Origin of the sequence: Streptomyces lancefieldiae (assembly GCF_031845825.1) — a bacterium.
GTDB lineage: Bacteria > Actinomycetota > Actinomycetes > Streptomycetales > Streptomycetaceae > Streptomyces > Streptomyces lancefieldiae.
In genome coordinates, this window is sequence record NZ_JAVRFH010000015.1 from 141,138 (window position 1) to 161,558 (window position 20,421).

Sequence of the window (20,421 nt, forward strand, 5' to 3'; positions counted from 1 at the left end):
CGCGGGACACGGCCAAGTACCGTCCGTCACAATGGCTTTCCGCAGAGGCACCGAGCACGGGGAGCGAGCGGCTCATGGACGGGTTGGTCGAGTTCAAGACGGAAGACGGCGCCCAGGTGGTCGTGGAGGGCCTGGACGACGAGGACGGCGCCCGGCTGGTCTCGCGCGGGGACGGCCCGGCCCAGGCGGCCGGCACCTTCGAGGGCGCCCTGGAGGGCGTGCGGTCCGCGGCCGAGTCGGCGTTGCGCGTCTTCCGGGACGGCGCCCTCAAACCCGACTCGGTGGAGCTGGAGTTCGGGGTCAAGCTCAGCGCGGAGGCGGGTGCCATCATCGCGAAGGGCTCGGCGGAAGGCCATCTGGTGGTGAAACTGAGCTGGTCGCCCCAGTCGTCCACGACGCGTCCGCAGGGCCCCGAAGCCGCCCTCCGCTCATGAGAGGCGCATGGCATGCCCGCATCGAGTGCGGCAACGAGGTCGGCGCCGGATTCCTGGTCTCCGCACGCCGGTTGCTCACCTGCGCCCACGTGGTCAGGTGGTGCGACAGCGCGACGATCACGGCGAGCTTCCCGGGCCGCCGGGACCTGGGCGAGCTGAGAGCCACGGTCGCCGTCCACGGCGGCTGGCGGGCCGGCGCCGACGACCGCGGCGACCTGGCCGTACTGGAGCTGGAGTGCGAGGTGCCCCTCGCCCCGGCCGTCTTCGCCCCGCCCGGCGCCGCGCAGGGCGCGCCCGAGCTGGTCATCTACGGCTTCCCGAAGAAGTACGACGAGGGCACGCTCGCCTCCTACCGCGCCCTGCCCGGCCCGCTCATCGCGGACGAGTGGGCCCAGCTGGAGGCGCTCACGGCGCACGGGCAGCCGCTGGCGGCCGGGTTCAGCGGCGCGGCGGTGACGCTGGCCGACGGCACGGTGACCGGCATGGTCTCCTCGGTCGCGGGCGCCCGGGACGTACGCGTCGGCAGGATGCTGCCCGTCGAGGTCATGGCCCGCTACTGGCCGGAACTCGGCGCGCTGGTGCCGACGCAGGGCCACCGGGCGGACACCCGCAGGCGCCTGTACGCGCTGGTGCGCCGGGCCGAGGAGACCGGCCTGAGGTGCGATCCGAACCGGCTGTACGTCTCCGCCACGGACGCCTTCGACCCGCCGCCGCCGGAACAGGGGTTCGCCTCGCTGTGGGAGGCCGCCGCGTACGTGCAGTGGGAGGTGCCGGACCCGGCCGCCGTGGCCCGGTTCGCCGACCGGCTGGAGCGGCTGCTGCACGCCCCGCCGCCGCACCCCGCGACATGGTCGCCGATCGTCGTCGAGATCGACCACAGCGGCGCCGGCGCCGACCAGGTCACCGTCGAGGTGTCCGCCTACCGCGACGGACAGCGCCGCCCGGTGGCCGCGCGCCGGCTGGCGCGCGGCTCGGTGCGCTCCTTCGTGCAGGAGCGCCTCGACGAGGCGTTCGCGCAGCTCGATCCGGGCGCCGACGAGCTGCTCACCTTCGTACTGCCGCGGGAGTGGCTGAACGAACCGGTGGCGCACTGGGAGTGCGGCGAGGACGACCCCACGCCGCTCGGCTGCGCCTACCCCCTCGTCGTGACCGACCACTACCGCCACCGCAGCGGACGGCTCCGCCACCAGCTGCGCAAGAAGTGGCGCAAGCTCGGTGTCAGTCCGGGCGCGACGCTGCACCGCGTCGACTGCGGCACCCGGGAGCGGCCGGCCGGCCTGCGCAAGCGGCTGCGGGACGACGCGGAGCTCGCCGGCTACGCCGCCCCGCCCGGAGCCGTACGGGAGCACTTCGAGGTGGGGCTCAACGTCCCCGTGCCCGTGCTGCTGTGGCCGCGCCGGGGGTGCCCGGGCGGCGAACACGACGGCCCCTGCTCCGGCACGGCGTTCCTCGACGAGCTCGCCGTGTCCGTGGCCGGTGTCCCGCCGTCCGAACTCCCCCGTCTCGTCATGGAGCTGCGCGAGACCGCGGACGCCGCCGACGTCCCCGAGGAGCACTGGGCGAGGGAGGTCCAGCTCCTGTGGGACGACCCCCGCTGCTTCACCGACCCCGCCGCCTGTCTGCACTCGCCCGTCGGCTGAGCCGCCCGCCGCACCGACCGTCCGGAGAGAAGAACCCATGCCCCTGTGGCCCGTCTACACCGGCGCCCCGACCCCGCACGACGGCATCACCAGGCTGCCCCCTCCCCCGCCCTGGCGGGCCTTCGACGGCGGCCCCGTGCTCGACCCGCCGGACGAGGCCGCCGACGCCTCCGCCACCTCGCCCGACCGCACCCACCGCGCCGCGACCTACCAGGCCACGGAGCACACGGTGCAGTTGGTCAACGCGGCCCTGTACCTGCGGCGCCCGCTGCTGGTCACCGGCCCGCCCGGCACCGGCAAGTCGTCCCTCGCCTACGCGGTCGCCCGCGAACTGCGGCTCGGCCCGGTCCTCCGGTGGAACATCACCAGCCGCAGCACGCTCCACGACGGCCTCTACACGTACGACCCGCTCTCCCGGCTGTACGCGGCGCGCCACGCCGCCGAACAACACGACGGCCCGGCGGCGGGCACGGGCATCGAGAACCACCTGCGCCTCGGCCCGCTCGGCACCGCTCTCCTCCCCTACGCCCGCCCCCGCGCCCTGCTCATCGACGAGATCGACAAGAGCGACCTGGACCTGCCGAACGACCTGCTGAACGTCCTGGAGGAGGGCCAGTACGAGATCCCCGAACTGGTGCGCGCCTCCCGGGACACCCCGGACCGGCGTGCGGAGGTGATGGTCGACGGCACCGATCAGCGGGTGCCGGTGGAGCGCGGCCGGGTCCGCTGCAAGGCCTTCCCCTTCGTCGTCCTCACCAGCAACGGCGAGCGCGAGTTCCCGCCCGCCTTCCTGCGCCGCTGCGTCGCGCTGCGCCTGCGGCAGCCGGACGACGGCCATCTCGCCGGGATCGTCCGCGCCCACCTGGGCGAGCCCGACGCGTACGCGCGGCGGCTGATCGACCGGTTCCTGTCCCGGGTGGGCAGCGGTGACCTGGCCACCGACCAGCTCCTGAACGCGATCTACCTGGCCCGTGCCTCCGGTCTCGGCACCGACTCCCTCGACGAACTGGCCGAGCAGTTGATGCCGTACCTGGGCCAGGCCCCGCAGCCGGATGCCTTCTGACCACCCCGGCTCGCCGGCTCCCCTGCCCCGCCTGGCCGAGATCCTGGCCCGGGCGGCCTCCGACGTGCGCCCGACCCCGCTGGAGCTGGCGGAACTCCTGTGGCTGGCCGGGCAGATGGAGCCCGTCGGGGACGCCGCGGCACCGGACGAGCCCGACGGGCCGACGCGGACGGACGCCGACGGGCCGCCGCCTTCCGTGGACCCCGGGCGGGCGGCGGAGCAGCAGGAGCGGCGGGACCGGGAAGAGCGGCGGGACCCGCGCCGGCCGCAGGGGGACCGGGACGGACGGGACCGGCGCGACAGGCCGCGCCCCGCTCCCGGGGCGGCCCGCACCCCGCTGCGCCTGCCGTCCCCGGCCCCCTCCCCCGGGGCGGCGGCGACCGAACCCCACCGGTCCCTGCTGGCCCCCGCCCCGCCGATGCTGCGCCACCCCCTGGCACTGCAACGCGCCCTGCGCCCCCTGCAGCGCCGTACCGACGCGCCGCTCGGCCGGGTGGTGGACGAGCGGGCGACCGCCGACCGCATCGCCCGCCTCGGCGCCGACCCGCGCTGGTGGCTTCCGGTCATGCGCCCGGCGCGGGAGCGCTGGCTGCGTCTGAACCTGGTGCACGACGCCGGGCCCACGATGCCCGTCTGGCGGCCCTTCGTGCGCGAACTGCACACGGTGCTGGCCCAGTCGGGCGTCTTCCGCACGGTCGCCCTGCACCGGGCCGAGCCGGACGGCACGGTGGGGGGCGGCGGCGCCCACGCGCCCGCCGACGGCCGTACGGTCACCCTCCTGATCAGCGACTGCATGGGCCCGCAGTGGCGCCAGGGCCCGGCCGGCACCCTCTGGTACCGCACCCTGCGCCGCTGGGCGCGCCAGATGCCGCTGGCCGTCGTCCAGCCCCTGCCCGAGCACCTGTGGCGGGACACCGCCCTGCCCCCGGTCCCCGGGCGGCTGTCGGCGCCGCACCGCGCCGCCGCCGACGCGACGCTCACCTTCCGCCCGTACGACACCACCGTCCCGTTCGGGCCCGAAGGGGCCGTGCCCGTCCCGGTGCTGGAGCCGGACCCGCGGTGGCTGGCCAACTGGGCGTCGCTGGTCGCGAGCCCGGGCGGCACCGAGCACCCCGGCGCCGCGGCCCCGCTGCACCGCCCGCTGCCCGCGGACGCCGACGACCGTACCGACCTCGCCGCGCTGTCCGCCGAGGAACTGGTGCTGCGCTTTCGCGCGACGGCGTCCCCGGAGGCGTTCCGGCTGGCCGGCCATCTCGCCCTCGGGCGTCCGGACCTGCCGGTCATGCGCCTCGTGCAGGCCGCCGTCGAGCCGCGTCCGCGCCCCCAGCACCTGGCCGAGGTGATCCTCAGCGGGATGCTCACGTCCCTCCCCGGGCCGGCCGGCTCCTACGCCTTCCGTCCCGGCGTACGCGACCTCCTGCTGCGCGGCCTGCCCCGCACCGCCCGCAGCCGCACCCGCGAGCTCCTGCTGCGGGCCGGCTGCCTGATCGACGAACGCGCGGGGCGCGGGCCCGGCGAGTTCCGCGCGCTGGTCCCCTCCCCGGACGGCACCGAGCGGGCCGTGCGGACCGAGGTGGTCGCCACGATCAGCCAGGAGAGCGCGCGGCAGCTGGGCGCCGTGGCGCGGGCGCCGGTCGCGTCGCCCCTGCCGCCGGGACTGGCAGGTCGCTACCGGCCGCTGCGACGACTCGCCCCGACCGGCAGGCTGTGGCTGGCGGAGGACGGGGCCGAGGGCCGGACGGTGACGATCCGGCTGCACGAGACGCTCACCGACCGCGCGCGGCGCGAGGCGTTCCTGCGCGCCGCGCGGCTCCTGCAGGGGATCAGCCACCGCAACGTGGTGGCCGTCCACGACGTCGGCATCGACGGCGACATCCCGTACGTCGTCATGGAGCACCTCGACGGCATCGCGCTGAACACCCTCGCGCGGTCGTACGGTCACCGGCTTCCGGCGCCGTTGACCGTGTCGATCGGGGCCCAGTTGGCCCGCGCGCTCGCCGCCGTGCACGAGGTGGGCGTCACGCACGGCGCGCTGGAGACGTCCCGGGTGGTGCTCCTGCCGGACGGGACGGTCCGGCTCAGTCTCTTCGAACCGGGCCGGACGCTCGGGCCGGCCGGCCGTTCCGGGGACCTGCGGGCCCTGTGCGAGGTGTTGCTGCGGCTGACGTCGGGCACGTCGCACGTGACGGTCCCGGTCGACTCCCGCCACCTCGGTCATCTGCCGGGCAGTCTGCGGATGCAGTACGCGCACGCCTTCGACCAGCTGATGTCCGCCTCGCCCTCGACACAGGCCCGGGGCCGGGAGACGCTCACGCATCCGGTGCTGTCGACGCGGGCGCGGGAGGTGTACCGGCGGCGCCGGTACCGCGTCCTCGGCCCGCTGCGGGTCGACCTGCCCGACGGCACCCCCGACCTCGAGCCGGACGTCCGCGCGCTGCTCGCCGTGCTCCTGCTCAAGCACGGCCGCACGGTGACGCACGACGAGCTGCGGTGGGGGCTGTGGGACCCGGGCGACGAGCCGGGGAACCCGCGCGCCGAGCTGGCCCGCCTCGCGAACCGGCTGGCGGCCGTGCTGGGCCCGGGCGTGCTGGCGACGCCGGCCCACGGCTACGCGGTGCACACCAGCGCGGACTACGTGGACGTGGTGCACTGCGACTACCTGGTGCGGCGTGCCGACATGGCCCGGCTGGAGGGATCGCTCGCCGACGCACGCGACCGGGTCGCCGAGGCACTGGCGCTGTGGCGCGGGGCGGAGCCGCTGGCGAACGTGCCCGGCCCGGCCGCCCGCACCGCCCGCACCCGCCTGCAGCGGCTGCGCCTCGCCCTGTACACCAAGCGCGCCGAGATCGACCTGGCCCTCGGCCGGTACGCCCACGTGTCCACCGACCTGGCCGGCCTGCTGCGCGCCCACCCGCACCGGGAGGACTTCCGCCGCCTGTACCTGATCGCGCTGCGCGGCCAGGGACGGGGCGAGGAGGCCCTGGAGGTGTACGAGGAGTACGAGCTGTCCGGGGGGCGGAGCCCGGCTCTGGCGGCGCTGGGCCGGGAACTGCGCGAGGAGCACGAACCGGCGGTCCACGGCCCGTGGCGGGAGTACGCGGATCAGGACGCGGACGGGGCCGGCGGCGGCGTGTTGGCGCCGGACGAACTTCCGGAGGGCCCCTTCCCCACGGAAGACGCCCTCTGGACGCCCCTGCTGGGGGAGCCGGAGGAGCCGGACCGGTCGGCCGAGTCGGCCGACGACCTCGACCACGAGACGGCCCTGGAGAGGGCGGAGATCCTCGCGGAGGTCGCGGCGGACGCGGCCGCGGAGGCCGCGGAGGAGGCGGAGGCCGCCGAGGCCGCCGAGGCCGATGCCGGCTTCGACACCGACTTCCGCGACTGCGTCCGCTACGCGTTCGCCGACGGCGCCCGGGGCGACGAGGCCCCCGCCGCCCTTCGCGGCGTGGTCACGGACCTGCTGACGGACAGTGGGCTCGACGGTGACGCGTACCGGCTCCTGGACGATCCGGACGGCGTCCTCGTGCTGCTGGGGCCGCGGGTGGAGGCCGCCCGCCTCCTGCGGGCTACCGTGGAGGGACTGCCCGGGCGGCTGGCGCGCGTGGGCGGCCTGCGGCTGCGGGTGGACTTCTGGCAGGCGGAGTTCCGGCCCGACGGCAGCGAGGAGCAGGTCTTCCGCGCCGACGCCGGGTCGGTCGACGCGGCCCTGGACGCCTCCGGCGCACAGGCGGTCGTCGCCCTCTCGGACTCCCTCTACCGCGACGTGGTGTACGAGGAGAGGCAGGACGGCCCCACCCTCGCGCCGGACGCCTTCCGGCCGCTGGCCGACGCCACCGGCTGGTACCGGCTGGTCGTCGGTGCCGGGGGCCCCGAGGCGGCGGCGCCGGCCGGTGGAGCGGTGCGCGGGCCCTTCCCCATGCCGGCCGGCGGCTGGGTGCCCGTCCCCCGTGACGCGTCCCGGGCCGTGGTCCTACGGCTGCCCGGCGGCGACCTCGCCCTGCCGGATTCCCCCCGGGTGCGGTCGGCGCCCGACCGCACCCGTGCGGCCTGGCAGTACTTCGAGGTCGACCTGTCCGAGCACGTCCTCGCCACCGGGCTGCCGGGGGTGGACGCGGTGTGGCGCGTGGCGGACCCGGTCGAGGCCGTGGCCGGGCGGCGAACCGACCTGCGCGCGGTGATCGCCGAGCTGACCGAGGGCCCCCTCGCCGCGGTCCGGGAGGGCCGTACCTTCGACCTCGAGCGGGTGGACGTGCCCGGCTACGACGTCCGATGGTCCTTCGGCCCGCGGCCCGACCGTGCCCCGGACCCCGCCCCGGCCCCTGCCCCGGCCCCGGCCCTGGCCGGCACCCGTGCCCGGGTCCGCCGCGCGGCGGTCTCACCCGCGGACCTGATCGCCGGCGCCCGGTGCGTGCTCCTCGGCTTCGACGACGTGGTGGCCCGGCTGTACCGGCCCGCCGCGGAACGGGAGGTGCTGCTGGACATCGCGCGCCTCGTCGTGGAGGGGCGCGATCCCGAGGACGCACTGGCCGGGGTACCGCTGCCCCGGGCCGCGTCGGAGGGGTACGCCGGCACCCTCGACCTCATCCGGGCGCTCGCCGGACACCGGCTCGCCCAGGACGTGCGCCTGAGGCTCGAACGGCACGAGGAGCGCGCGGCGCGCACCGCGCGGGCGACCCCCCTGGCCGCCCGGCTGGTCCTGGCGCTGGACACCCGCAAGGTGCCCACCGCCGTGGTGACCGACCGGGCGCCGGCCCCGGTCGCCGCGTATCTGCGGCGGCGGAACCTGCTGGGCCGTCTCACGGGCGGAGTCCACGGCCGGGACGCCGATCTCAGCCGCCTCATGCCCGACCCGGACGTCCTCCACCGAGCCCTGGAGCGGCTCGGCGCCCCCGCCGACGCGTGCGTGCTGATCGGTTCCTGCGTCGCCGAACAGTCCGCAGCGCGCGCGGTCGGTCTGCCGTTCATCGGCTACTGGCGGGGCGAACGAGTCCGGCGGGAACTGCGGGCGGCGGACGGCGACGCACTCCTCGTACCGGATCTGCGTGCCCTGCTCACCGCCGCCGAGAACCGCTGACCGTCCCCCCCGTTCAGCGGCCCCCCGCCCGGCCCCCTCCGGAAGGCGACCGCTCCGGCCCGGGCGCACGATGCCTGAGAGGCCGGCCACCGGGCGGCCCGCACGGTCCGCGCTCTCGGGAGGATCTGCATGACCGCCAGTACCGCCAGTCTGGAGCAGCTGCGCCGCTGCCACTTCGCCGTCGATCTGGGCGCGGCGCGGACCCGCGTGTACGTGAAGGGTGCCGGACTCGTCGTGGACCAGCCGTCCGCCGCCGCGGTCAACACCCGCACCGGGGCGCTCATCGCGGTCGGCGAGTTCGCGGAGAGGATGACGGGGCGCACCCCCGGTTACATCCGCGTCGTGCGGCCCGTCTCCGGCGGCACGGTCGTCGACATCGAGATGGCCCAGCGCATGCTGCGGCACCTGCTCGGTGACAAGATCCGCCGCAACCTGCGCCGCAAGCCCCGGCTGCGCGCCGCCGCCTGCACCCCGCACGACGCCGATCCGCTGGCGCGGCGGGCGGCGATCGAGACGCTGGTCGGGCTCGGCGCGCGCCGCGTGGAACTCGTCGACACGCTGATCGCCGCGGCGGTCGGCTGCGGACTGCCCGTGGAGCAGCCCGAGGCGACCATGGTCATGGTCTGCGGGGCGCACGCCACCCAGGTCGCGGTGCTCTCCCTCGGCTCCATCGTGTGCGCGGAGCGGATCCCGGTCGGCGGTGAGGCCGTGGACCACGCGATCGTCCAGCACCTGCGACACCAGCACGAGCTGCTGCTGCCCAGCCAGTCCGTGCGGCCGCTGCAGATCGCCCTGTCCGGCAACGGGCTGACCTCGCAGGGACCGGCGTCGACGGAGATCCACGGGCGGGACGTGGCGACCGGGCTCGCCCGCAGCGTCCACGTGGACACCGCCGCCGTGCGCAACGCCATCCAGACACCGCTGACGGCCGTGCTCGACGGCATCGGCAAGGTGCTGCGGGTCTGCCCGCCGGACCTGGTCGCGGACCTCGCCGACCGCGGGATCATGATGGTCGGCGGGAGCGCGCTGCTGCCCGGTTTCGACCAGATGCTGCGTCAGGCCACCGGCATGCCGGTGCACATCGCGGAGCGGCCCGACGTGTGCGCGGTCCAGGGCCTCGGCATCATGCTGGAGGGCCGGATCGAGCCGCTGGCCCTGCACCCGACGTCGTCCGACTGACCCCGCCCTGCCCCTCCCGCCGCACCGGGAACGAGCGCATGACCGCGCAGCCCGCGCCCCTCCCGCCCCGACTGACCCGCCTCCTCGACGCCGTCCTGGGAGTCGGCGCCGACCTCGGTCTGCGCGGCACCCTGCGGCGCGTCGTCGACGGCGCCGCCGAGCTGACCGGCGCCGCCTCGGTGACCCTGGTCACCGCCGACCCCGACCGGGACGGCCTCACGGAGATCCGCACCCCGGGCGGGAACGGCGCACCGGGGACGGCGCACCTGCTGCGGATGCCGATCCACGTACGGGACGAGGAGTTCGGCGAACTCCGCCTGACCGGGCGGCCCGGCGGGGGCCCGTTCACGGCCGAGGACGAGCAGCTGCTGCGGGTGCTGGCCACGCAGGCCGGCATCGCGATCGGCAACGCCCGGCTGTACGAGACGGCCCGGCAGCGCGAGCGCTGGATCGAGGGCGCGGCAGCCGTCACCACCGCGCTGCTCACCGAGGACAGCGCCGACGACGCGCTGACGACGGTCGCCGAACGGGCCCGGCTGCTGGCCGACGCCGCGGCGGGCGTCATCCTGCAGCCGACCCCCGAGGGCGGCATGGAGATCGTGACCGCCTCGACACCCGACGACCCGGCCGGCATCGTCGGCACGGCCATCGCGCCGGGCAGCCCCGTCCTGGAGCAGCTCCTGGGCGGCGAGCCGGTGTTCCTCGCGGACTCGGCGACCGACCCGCGCATGACGACGCACGTACGGCACCGGTTCGGGCCGAGCATGATGCTGCCCCTGCGGGCGAGCGGCCGGCTGATCGGCACCCTCGCCCTGCCCCGCCGCCGCGGCGACCGCCCGTACACGGCCGTCGAACGGCTGCTCGCGACCCAGTTCGCCTCCCAGGCCGCGCTCGCCCTCGTCCTCGCCGACGCCCGGCGCGGCCGGGAGCGCCTCGCGGTCTACGAGGACCGTGACCGCATCGCCCGTGACCTGCACGACCTGGTGGTGCAGCGGCTGTTCGCCACCGGCATGATGCTGGAGTCCACACAGCGCCGCCCCGGCGCGGACGGCGTCGGCGACCTCCTCGGCCGAGCGGTGGACGAGCTGCGGTCCACGGTCCAGGAGGTCCGTACGGCGATCGTCGCGCTGCAGCAGCCGCCGGCCGGTCCGCCGACCGGCCTGCGCGGCCGGGTGCTGCGCGAGACCGCGTCCGCCGCCGCCCTGCTCGGTTTCCCGCCGTCCACGCATTTCACGGGCGCCGTCGACACCCGCGTACCGGACCGGGTCGCGGACCGCCTCGTCACCGCCCTGCGCCACGCCCTGACCGCCGCGGCCCGCCGGCCGGGCGTCTTTCGGGTCGAGGTCGCCGTGGACGCGAACGCCGCCCTGCCGGACGGCCGGGACGCCGTACTGCTGACGGTCTTCGACGACGGCGAGAGGCAGGGGAACGGCGAGGGCGGGAGTGGGCGGTCCGGCGAGGGGACGACGGTCGTGTGGCGGTCACCGCTGTGAGCGCGCGTGCCGGGGCGGCACGGAGCGGCCGGGTGCTCGGGCGGCACACGACCGGTCAGCGCCATTACCCACCCATGGACCGGTCATTCCTCTTTCCCGGGTGTAGTCCACCGTCCGACGGGCAGGCGCACCGACAGCGCAGCCGGCCACCGGGGGCCGACGGGCGGGCGGGCTGCGGGACGTTGCGGAACGTTGCGGAACGTCTGTCAGGGACCGAACGAAGGACGGACAAGGCGGGTGACATGACCCCAGCGGCACCACCACGTCCGGCGGGAAGGCCGGCCATCCTGGTCATCGACGGCCGAGTGGACGCGGGCCGGGCGCTGCTCGTCCCGCGGGGAGAGCTCGTCCACGGGTGCGCGGACATCCTGGCCGAGGCCCTGGCCGCACTGCCGGCCGACGGCCTCGCCCGGGTCGACCTGGACATGCGCGACGTGGTGTTCATGGACAGGGCGGGGCTGCGGTTCCTGGACCTGCTGGACGGCTACAGCCACCGGCGGGCGGTGTCGGCCACGGCGACGAACTGGCACGGCCAGCCGCTCCGGGTCCTGGAGCTGGCCGGCCTGGACCCCACCGACCCCCTGCGCGTCACGGCCCACCGCCCGGAACCGCCACCCGCGCCCGAACGCGCCGCGGCCCCCGCCGAGCGGCTGCACGTCCTCCAGGAGGAGGTGGAGCAGCTCCGCCACGCCCTCGCCTCCCGCCCGGTCATCGACCAGGCGCGGGGCGTGCTGATGGCCCTGCACGCCTGCACACCGGACGAGGCGTGGCACATCCTGCGGGAGGCCTCCCAGCTGTCCAACACCAAGCTGCGCGCGGTCGCCGCGGCGGTCACCTCCGGCGCCGAGAACGACGGCCCGGCCCCGCCGCCGGAGGTGCGTGCGGCCCTGCGCACGGCGCTGGCCCGGATCGGCCGCTGAGAGCCGGGCCCGCCGGCGTCGGAGGACCGGCTGATCCCTCCGGCGGTGGTGTGCCGCGCCGTCCGGCGGGGGTACTCGGCGCGAAACCCGTCCGGCTTCAGGAGGCATCACGATGAGCGAGCAGACCCCGTCCCAGGCCGAGGGCGAACGCGACGACGAGCCGGGCACCCCGGAGCGCCAGGACCCGCCGCACACCACTCCCTCCCAGGCGGAGGGGGAGCGCGACGACGAGGACACCGCGGAGGACACGGACGGCCCGTAGCGACGAGGCCGCTCGAACTCAGGGCCGGCGGATCATGAGGGGGGCGAAGGGTTACCGGCGGGTACGCAGCCGAGCTGCCCGCCGGGCTCCTTCTTGGCACGAAACCCGCAGGTGGCCGGGCGAGGACGGGAGCGATTCAGCGTGGCGCGGCCTTCTCCACCTCCGAGAGCCGGGCCAGGATCCGCTGTGCCAGCTCCGGACCTGTCAGCCGGTACGGCGACCAGCGATCCTTGGAGTCCGGTTTCAGGGAGGCGGCGAACCGGTACTTCCCCTTGCCGTTGGGCTCACTCACCATCTCGCCGAACACGCCGCTCGGTATCAGCCAGGCGGTCATGATCGCCCTGCGCTCGACATCTACCGCCACGAAGAGCATGTCCAGGTCATCGCGAGCCCGGAACGTCTGAGACCGGACGTCGGCCAGATACCGGCCCTTCTGAACAACCGAGGTCGTGGACATGCGCGATTTCACCTGTACGGCCAGGGTCACCGGGCTCCCCTGCCGGTGGAAGACCAGATCCACCCCCTGGTTGTCGACCTGGGCCGTCGAGACGTTCAACTCACCCTGGGTGGCGAGGATGCAGGATGCCGCGACCAGGTACTCAGCCGCCTTGCCCATCTGAGCGGCTGACGGGCTCTTGTCGAGATAGTCCTCGTCCTCAGTCATGCCGGCACGGTACCGGCCCGGACCGACAGGGCGCGGCGTCTTGGTCCACACGGACAGGAGAGGCCCGAATTCGTCGCGGAAGCGGCCTGCTTCGCGGACCACCCTGCCTGCTTCGACCCCGAGGCCGCGTGGCGAAACGGCGTGCGGTGTTGACCGCCGCCTCGCATCATGTGACCGTACCGAGCACAACGGCAAGGAGGGCCCCGTGCAGTTGCGCAACGTCACACCGGACGACGTCGACGCGTACGTCCGGATGCGGTGCGACCCCGTCATGATGGCCGATCTCGGCGGCCCACTGCCGCGTGATCGCATGGCCGACAAGGTGCGTCGCGACACCATGGAGGCGGCCGCCGATGCCTTCCTGGATCAGGATGATCATTCCCGACCCGGACACTCCCGACGTGGTGGCCGGGTCGGTGACCATCTGGTCCCATGACACTGACGAAGGGCCCGTCTCAGAGATCGGATGGATGATCCTGCCGCAGTTCCAGGGCTGCGGCCTGGGCAAGCGCGCGGCCCGAACCCTTCTCGAACAGGCTCGGGACGAGGATCGCTGGGGTGTCGTGCACGCGTTTCCGGCAACGAGCAACGGAGCCTCGAACGGCATCTGCCGATCCCTCGGCTTCCTCTTCATCACCGAACAAGACGTCACGTTCGCGGACCGAGTCCTGCGAAGCAACCACTGGGCCATCAACCCGCGCACCGACCTCAAGCCCTCCTGACCCCGCGGACCGCACGGCCAGGCGATGCATGGTCCCGGTGGCTGCAGGCCGGCGTGGGCGTGCGGCGAGGTGGCGGCGGCGCAGTCCACGCGGGGCGCCGGTCACCGTGCCGACGCCACTGCTCGGCGGCGTGGTGGAACCGGTGCAAGTACGAACGCAGGCCCGTAAGGGCGCGGAGCGGGCGGCGGCGCTCATCCCCCGGGCCCGGAAGGCTCCGGCTGGGCGAACTTCCGGCACGCGTGACCACTCTGTGACCACCCCGCGGAGAGAATCGGCCACGGACCCGGTAACCGAGTCCGACGCCGAACGCTCCGACGCAGGTCAGAACGATTTTGCCCGGGAGGGCAGGAGTGGGGCGGGTGGGACTCGAACCCACGGCCGACGGATTATGAGTCCGCTGCTCTAACCGGCTGAGCTACCGCCCCATAGCGGCGTGTCGCGTACATGTGTGCGCGCCGTCTGCCGCAGCATAGCCGCTCATACGATCTCCTGCCTCGGATGGTCGGCTTCCACGGCTGCCCTCATGACCTTGAGGACTCCGCAGCGTGCCGTGCGGTTCCCGGGACTCGCCAGGAGTGGGCCAGGTCTCCGGCAGGGGCCCGGCAGGGGTCCGCCGGACGTTCCCGGGGGCAGGAGACCGGACATGAAAAAGGACCCCGGTGGGGTCCTCGTTCACCATGCTCCCCCGACTGGACTCGAACCAGTAACCTGCCGGTTAACAGCCGGCTGCTCTGCCAATTGAGCTACGGAGGACCGAGCTCCCCCGACTGGACTCGAACCAGTAACCTGCCGGTTAACAGCCGGCTGCTCTGCCAATTGAGCTACGGAGGAAAGTCTCGTCGCATCGAACGTGCCTTCCGGGGTATCCCCCAGGGGGCGTGCGCTCGCTGCGACACATACATTAGCGCAAGCAGGGGGGTGCTTCGCCAATCAGTACCCCCCGACACCGGAAAGCCAGGGCAAGGGAAGGGTGGCCGCCATGCGTTACCGGCTCACGTTCGTCGTCGGACTCGCGGTGGGTTACGTGCTGGGCGCGAAGGCCGGGCGCGAGCGTTACGAGCAGTTGCGGAAGTCCGCGCGGCAGGTCGCGCAGAACCCGGCCGTCCGCAACACCGCGGAGTCGGCGGCACAGCAGGGCAGGCACTTCGCCGACAAGGCCTTCCACGTGGTGAGCGACAAGGTCGGCGACCGGATGCCCGACTCGGTGGCCCAGCGGGTCCGCTCGCTGCGCGAACGCGGCGCGAACGGCAGCGGTCCGGACGCCTGGGGCACCAGCAACACCTGACGCCCGTGCCCCCACCGGGTACGGACACCTCTTCCGGTACGGCAGAATTTCGGGCATGGGGATAGTCGCCGGGCTGGACAGTTCGCCCGATTTCACTCGTATCGTCGTCTGCGACTCGGACACGGGTGCCGTGCTGCGGCAGGGCTACGCACCGCATCCGGTGGAGAGCCCCGAAGGCGGGGGCCGTCCCTCGGACGTCGACCCGCAGGCCTGGCTGCTGTCCCTCGGGGAGGCCGCCGGCGGCGGGCTGCTCGAGGGCGTGCAGGCCATCGGCGTCTCGGCGCAGGCGAACTCGGTGGTGCCGCTGGACGCGCAGGGCAACTCCGTGCGCCCGGCCATGGTGGGCGGCGACAAGCGCTCCCAGGTCGCGGCGGCCGACCTGATCGACGCGCTCGGCGGGCGTGAGGCGTGGGCGCAGGCCGTGGGCTCGGTGCCGCAGGCCGCGCAGCCGGTGGCCAAGCTGCGGTGGCTGGCGAGGACCGAGCCCGAGGCCGCCGCCCGGACCGCCGTACTGCTCCAGGCGCACGACTGGCTGGTGTGGCAGCTCCTCGGCCGGCCGGCCAGGAGGACCACCGACCGGGGCGGGGCGTCCGGGACCGGCTACTGGTCGGCGGCGACCGGCGGTTACCGGCCCGACCTGGTCGAGCTGGCGCTCGGGCACCAGGTGATGCTGCCGGAGGTCATCGGCCCGGCGGAAGCGGCGGGTACGACGCCGGAGGGGCTGCTGATCTCCGCCGGGACCGGCGAGACGATGGCCGCGGCCTTCGGGCTCGGGATCGGACTGGGCGACGCGGTGGTGTCACTGGGCGCCTCCGGGTCCGTGATGGCCGTGCACACCGAGCCGCTCGTCGACCAGTCCGGGATGATCACCGCCCTGGCGGACGCCACCGGCATGCACCTGCCGGTCGTCACCACCCTGAACGCCGTACGGACCCTGCGCGGCGCCGCGGAACTGCTCGGCGTGCCGGACCTGGAGAGCCTGTCCGAACTGGCGATGAAGTCGACGCCGGGCGCGCACGGACTGGTGCTGCTGCCCTACCTGGAGGGCGAGCGCACGCCGAACCTCCCCCACACCGCCGGGACGCTCGCCGGGCTCAGGCGCGAGTCGATGAAGCCGGAGCACCTGGCGCGGGCCGCGTTCGAGGGCATGCTGTGCGGTCTCGCCGACGCCCTCGACGTGCTGCGCGGCCGGGGCGTGGACGTACGGCGGGTCTTCCTGCTGGGCGCGGCGGCAGAGTTGCCGGCCGTGCGGGCGGCGGCGCCCGCCCTGTTCGGGACGCAGGTCGTCGTACCGCAGCCGGCGGACTACGCGGCGATCGGCTCCGCCCGGCAGGCGGCGTGGGCGCTGGGCGCCTCCCAGGGCACGCTGGACCCGCGCACCCCGCCCGTCTGGCAGGGCGCGGTCGCGCAGGTGCTGGAGCCGGGCGAGGAACTGGCGGTGGGGCAGGCGGTGCGGCAGCAGTTCGTGTCGGTGCGGGAGCAGACGCATCCGGGGGCGCTGCGCACGTGAGGGGCCGCGTGCCGCCCGCAGGGCCGGAAGGACGGCCCTGACGGGTTAATCGGTTGAGGTAACACGGGTGGAGTGTTCGACGATGGGGGCCAGGGGCAACCACCCGCCCCTGCCGCCGACTCCGAGAGACCCAGCGTGCTCATACGACTCCTGCGGGCCTGTCTCAGGCCCTACCACAAACCCATCGCCCTGCTGGTGGCACTGCAGTTCGTGCAGACCTGCGCCACCCTCTACCTGCCGACCCTGAACGCGGACATCATCGACAACGGTGTCGTGCAGGGGGACTCCGGCTACATCCTGGGCTACGGCGCCCTGATGGTCGGCATCTCCCTGGCCCAGGTGGTGTGCAACATCGGCGCCGTCTACTACGGCGCACGCACGGCCTCCGCGCTCGGCCGGGACGTACGGGGTGCCGTCTTCGACCGGGTGCAGTCCTTCTCGGCGCGCGAGGTCGGCACGTTCGGCGCGCCCTCGCTGATCACCCGGACGACGAACGACGTGCAGCAGGTCCAGATGCTGGCGCTGATGACGTTCACGCTGATGGTCTCGGCGCCCATCATGTGCGTCGGCGGCATCGTGCTGGCGCTGGGTCTGGACGTGCCGCTGTCCGGCGTGCTGGTCGCGGTCGTGCCGCTGCTGGCGGTCTGCGTCATGCTGATCGTACGGCGGCTGCGCCCGCTGTTCCGGGCCATGCAGGACCGGCTGGACACGGTGAACCGGGTGCTGCGCGAGCAGATCACCGGCAACCGCGTCATCCGCGCCTTCGTCCGGGACGAGTACGAGCAGCAGCGGTTCCGCAAGGCCAACTCGGATCTCACGGAGGTGGCGCTGGGCACCGGCAACCTGCTCGCGCTGATGTTCCCGGTGGTCATGACGGTGGTGAACCTGTCGTCGATCGCCGTGGTGTGGTTCGGTGCCCACCGGATCGAGAGCGGCGGGATGCAGATCGGCGATCTGACCGCGTTCCTGGCCTACCTCATGCAGATCGTCATGTCCGTGATGATGGCCACCTTCATGTTCATGATGGTGCCGCGCGCGGAGGTGTGCGCGGAGCGGATCCAGGAGGTCCTGGAGACCGAGAGCAGTGTGGTGCCTCCGGTGGCGCCGGTCACCGAGCTGCGCCGGCACGGGCATCTGGAGCTCCGGGGCGCCGGGTTCCGGTATCCGGGGGCCGAGGAGCCGGTGCTGAGGAACATCGAGCTGGTGGCGCGGCCCGGCGAGACGACCGCCGTCATCGGCTCGACCGGCAGCGGCAAGTCCACGCTGCTCGGGCTGGTGCCCCGGCTGTTCGACGCCACCGACGGGGAGGTGCTCGTCGACGGGGTGGACGTACGGACCGTCGACCCGAAGCTGCTGGCGCGGGTCGTGAGCCTGGTGCCGCAGAAGCCGTACCTCTTCGCGGGCACGGTCGCGACCAACCTGCGCTACGGCAGTCCGGACGCCACGGACGAGGAACTGTGGCACGCGCTGGAGGTGGCGCAGGCCAAGGAGTTCGTGGAGCGGCTGGAGGGCGGGCTCGACGCGCCGATCGCGCAGGGCGGGACCAATGTGTCGGGCGGCCAGCGGCAGCGGCTGTCGATCGCCCGGACGCTGGTGCAGCGCCCGGAGATCTACCTCTTCGACGACTCCTTCTCGGCGCTCGACTACGCCACCGACGCCGCGCTGCGCGCCGCGCTGGCCCGGGAGACGGCCGAGGCGACCGTGGTGATCGTGGCGCAGCGGGTGGCGACCATCCGGGACGCCGACCGGATCATCGTGCTGGACGAGGGGCGGGTGGTCGGCGTGGGCCGGCACCACGAGCTGATGGCGGACAACGAGACCTACCGGGAGATCGTGCTCTCCCAGCTGACGGAAGCGGAGGCTGCCTGATGGCAGGGCCTGGCGGTCGCATGATGGCCGGGGCCGGCGCCCCCGACCAGCGTTCGATGGACTTCAAGGCGTCGGGCAAACGGCTCGTCGCCCGGTTCCGGCCGGAGCGGGTGACGATCTACGTGCTGGTGGCCTGCGTGGTCGTCAGCGTCGGCCTCAACGTGATCGGGCCGAAGATCCTCGGCAAGGCCACCGACCTGGTCTTCGCGGGCATCGTGGGGCGGGACATGCCGTCCGGGGCCACGAAGGAGCAGGTCCTCGCGTCCATGCGGGAGCGCGGTGACGGCGATGTCGCCGACATGCTGCGCAGCACGGACTTCACGCCGGGCGAGGGCATCGACTTCACCGCCGTGGGGCACGTGCTGCTGCTGGCGCTCGCGGTGTTCTCCGTGGCGGGGCTGCTGATGGCGGTGGCGACGCGGCTGGTGAACCGGGCGGTCAACCGGACGATGTTCCGGATGCGCGAGGACGTGCAGACGAAGCTGTCCCGGCTGCCGCTGTCGTACTTCGACAAGCGGCAGCGCGGTGAGGTGCTGAGCCGGGCGACGAACGACATCGACAACATCGGGCAGACGCTCCAGCAGTCGATGGGCCAGCTGATCAACTCGCTGCTCACCATCATCGGCGTGCTGGCGATGATGTTCTACGTCTCCTGGATCCTCGCGCTGGTCGCGCTGGTGACGGTGCCGCTGTCCTTCGTGGTGGCCACGCGGGTCGGCAAGCGGTCGCAGCCGCAGTTCGTGCAGCAGTGGCGCTCGACCGGGCAGCTGAACGCGCACATCGAGGAGATGTACACCGGGCACGCGCTGGTGAAGGTGTTCGGGCGCCAGGAGGAGTCGGCGCAGCAGTTCGCCGAGCAGAACGAGGCGCTGTACGAGGCCGGGTTCAAGGCCCAGTTCAACAGCGGGATCATGCAGCCGCTGATGATGTTCGTGTCGAACCTGAACTACGTGCTGGTCGCGGTGGTGGGTGGTCTGCGGGTGGCGTCGGGCTCGCTGTCCATCGGTGACGTGCAGGCGTTCATCCAGTACTCCCGGCAGTTCTCGATGCCGCTGACGCAGGTGGCGTCGATGGCGAACCTGGTGCAGTCGGGTGTGGCGTCGGCGGAGCGGGTCTTCGAGCTGCTGGACGCCAAGGAGCAGTCGGCGGACCCGATCCCGGGTGCCCGGCCCGAGGACCTGCGCGGGCGGGTGGAGCTGGAGCACGTGTCGTTCCGCTACGACCCGGAGAAGCCGCTGATCGAGGACCTGTCGCTGAAGGTGGAGCCGGGCCACACGGTCGCCATCGTCGGTCCGACGGGTGCCGGCAAGACGACGCTCGTCAATCTGCTGATGCGGTTCTACGAGGTCTCCGGCGGCCGGATCACCCTGGACGGCGTCGACATAGCGAAGATGTCCCGCGACGAGCTGCGGTCCGGCATCGGCATGGTGCTCCAGGACACCTGGCTGTTCGGCGGCACGATCGCGGAGAACATCGCGTACGGGGCATCCCGCGAGGTCACCCGCGGGGAGATCGAGGATGCGGCGCGGGCCGCGCACGCCGACCGGTTCGTGCGGACGCTGCCCGACGGCTACGACACGGTGATCGACGACGAGGGCACGGGGGTGAGCGCCGGTGAGAAGCAGCTCATCACCATCGCGCGGGCCTTCCTGTCCGACCCGGTGATCCTGGTCCTCGACGAGGCGACGTCGTCCGTGGACACGCGGACCGAGGTGCTGATCCAGAAGGCGATGGCCAAGCTGGCGCACGGGCGGACGTCGTTCGTGATCGCGCACCGGCTGTCGACGATCCGGGACGCGGACACGATCCTGGTGATGGAGAACGGGTCCATCATCGAGCAGGGCACGCACAGCGAACTGCTGGCGGCCGGGGGCGGGTACGCGCGCCTGTACGCGGCGCAGTTCTCGCAGGCGGTCGCCGAGCTCGACTGACCGGCGGCCACGAACGCAAGGGGGAGCGGGACGCGATGACGGACGACGGCAAGGACCCGGGGCAGAACACGGGCCAGGACCCGGGGCAGGACCTGGGGCAAGTCCCGGGCCAGGGCCCGGGGCAGGAAGGGCAGGACCCGGGGCGGCCGGAGGCGGACGCGGCGCCGGCCGGGGCCGGGGACGACGGCGCCAGGGAGCTGCCGGGCTCGGGGCTGGCGCTGTGGTTGCCGATCGGGGTCGCCCTCGGCATCGGCCTCGGGCAGCTGAGCGGCAACCTGGGCCTGGGCCTCGCGCTCGGGCTCGGGTTCGGCGTGGCGGTCGGCGCCGGTGTCGACGCCCAAAAGCGGCGGGCGGCGACGGACCCGGGCACCTGAC

The 20,421-nt window shown here is 73.9% G+C and carries 14 protein-coding genes, 3 tRNA genes and 1 pseudogene; 14 read left to right on the forward strand and 4 right to left on the reverse strand.

Going from position 1 to position 20,421, the window contains the following annotated elements; all coding sequences use genetic code 11:
• Nucleotides 1-74 precede the first annotated feature (74 nt).
• From RM812_RS17815 to RM812_RS17850, 8 genes are all read left to right on the forward strand, one after another.
• Nucleotides 75-434, forward strand: a complete 360-nt coding sequence (locus RM812_RS17815; RefSeq protein ID WP_311573563.1) for a CU044_2847 family protein — start codon at nt 75-77, stop codon at nt 432-434.
• Nucleotides 431-2,074, forward strand: coding sequence for a VMAP-C domain-containing protein (locus RM812_RS17820; protein ID WP_311573564.1), 1,644 nt, complete (start codon nt 431-433; stop codon nt 2,072-2,074). The genes RM812_RS17815 and RM812_RS17820 overlap by 4 nt, the downstream gene beginning before the upstream one ends.
• 37 nt (nt 2,075-2,111) lie before the next feature.
• Complete coding sequence (locus RM812_RS17825; RefSeq protein WP_311573565.1) at nt 2,112-3,137, forward strand: AAA family ATPase; 1,026 nt, start codon at nt 2,112-2,114, stop codon at nt 3,135-3,137.
• Nucleotides 3,127-8,211, forward strand: a complete 5,085-nt coding sequence (locus RM812_RS17830) for an SAV_2336 N-terminal domain-related protein (protein WP_311573566.1) — start codon at nt 3,127-3,129, stop codon at nt 8,209-8,211. The genes RM812_RS17825 and RM812_RS17830 overlap by 11 nt, the downstream gene beginning before the upstream one ends.
• 129 nt (nt 8,212-8,340) lie before the next feature.
• On the forward strand, nt 8,341-9,390 hold the full coding sequence (locus tag RM812_RS17835; protein ID WP_311573567.1) for a rod shape-determining protein: 1,050 nt from the start codon (nt 8,341-8,343) through the stop codon (nt 9,388-9,390).
• Nucleotides 9,391-9,428: 38 nt separating this feature from the next.
• On the forward strand, nt 9,429-10,883 hold the full coding sequence (locus tag RM812_RS17840; RefSeq protein ID WP_311573568.1) for a sensor histidine kinase: 1,455 nt from the start codon (nt 9,429-9,431) through the stop codon (nt 10,881-10,883).
• Nucleotides 10,884-11,125: 242 nt separating this feature from the next.
• Entirely contained in the window at nt 11,126-11,803 is a 678-nt protein-coding gene (locus RM812_RS17845) for an ANTAR domain-containing protein (RefSeq protein WP_311573569.1), read from the forward strand.
• 112 nt (nt 11,804-11,915) lie between these two features.
• On the forward strand, nt 11,916-12,065 hold the full coding sequence (locus RM812_RS17850; RefSeq protein ID WP_311573570.1) for a hypothetical protein: 150 nt from the start codon (nt 11,916-11,918) through the stop codon (nt 12,063-12,065).
• Between the two features lie 136 nt (nt 12,066-12,201).
• On the opposite strand, the gene RM812_RS17855 is transcribed toward RM812_RS17850, so the two are convergent.
• Nucleotides 12,202-12,729 (reverse strand): hypothetical protein, encoded by a 528-nt coding sequence (locus tag RM812_RS17855; RefSeq protein ID WP_311573571.1) that lies wholly within the window; start codon nt 12,727-12,729, stop codon nt 12,202-12,204.
• Nucleotides 12,730-12,934: 205 nt separating this feature from the next.
• On the opposite strand from RM812_RS17855, the pseudogene RM812_RS17860 reads away from it, so the two are divergent.
• Nucleotides 12,935-13,451 (forward strand): annotated as a pseudogene (locus tag RM812_RS17860) (GNAT family N-acetyltransferase).
• 351 nt (nt 13,452-13,802) lie between these two features.
• On the opposite strand, the gene RM812_RS17865 reads toward RM812_RS17860, so the two are convergent.
• The 3 genes from RM812_RS17865 to RM812_RS17875 form a co-directional block, all read right to left on the reverse strand.
• A tRNA-Ile gene (locus RM812_RS17865) sits at nt 13,803-13,876 on the reverse strand.
• Between the two features lie 255 nt (nt 13,877-14,131).
• Nucleotides 14,132-14,204, reverse strand: a tRNA-Asn gene (locus tag RM812_RS17870).
• 5 nt (nt 14,205-14,209) lie between these two features.
• Nucleotides 14,210-14,282, reverse strand: a tRNA-Asn gene (locus RM812_RS17875).
• Between the two features lie 148 nt (nt 14,283-14,430).
• Between RM812_RS17875 and RM812_RS17880 the strand changes: the two genes are divergently transcribed.
• The 5 genes from RM812_RS17880 to RM812_RS17900 all read left to right on the forward strand — a co-directional run bounded on the left by RM812_RS17880 (nt 14,431) and on the right by RM812_RS17900 (nt 20,420).
• Nucleotides 14,431-14,736 carry a YtxH domain-containing protein gene (locus tag RM812_RS17880; protein ID WP_311573572.1) on the forward strand — a complete coding sequence of 102 codons (306 nt, stop codon included), beginning with the start codon at nt 14,431-14,433 and terminating at the stop codon, nt 14,734-14,736.
• A 55-nt stretch (nt 14,737-14,791) separates the two neighbouring features.
• Nucleotides 14,792-16,246 (forward strand): xylulokinase, encoded by a 1,455-nt coding sequence (locus RM812_RS17885; protein WP_311573573.1) that lies wholly within the window; start codon nt 14,792-14,794, stop codon nt 16,244-16,246.
• A 135-nt stretch (nt 16,247-16,381) separates the two neighbouring features.
• Nucleotides 16,382-18,115: an ABC transporter ATP-binding protein gene (locus RM812_RS17890; RefSeq protein WP_311573574.1), complete on the forward strand. Its 1,734-nt coding sequence runs from the start codon at nt 16,382-16,384 to the stop codon at nt 18,113-18,115.
• A complete protein-coding gene (locus RM812_RS17895; RefSeq protein ID WP_311573575.1) occupies nt 18,115-20,046 on the forward strand; it encodes an ABC transporter ATP-binding protein in 1,932 nt (643 codons plus the stop codon). Before RM812_RS17890 ends, RM812_RS17895 begins: the two co-directional genes overlap by 1 nt.
• A gap of 35 nt (nt 20,047-20,081) precedes the next feature.
• On the forward strand, nt 20,082-20,420 hold the full coding sequence (locus tag RM812_RS17900) for a hypothetical protein (protein ID WP_311573576.1): 339 nt from the start codon (nt 20,082-20,084) through the stop codon (nt 20,418-20,420).
• Nucleotide 20,421 lies beyond the last annotated feature (1 nt).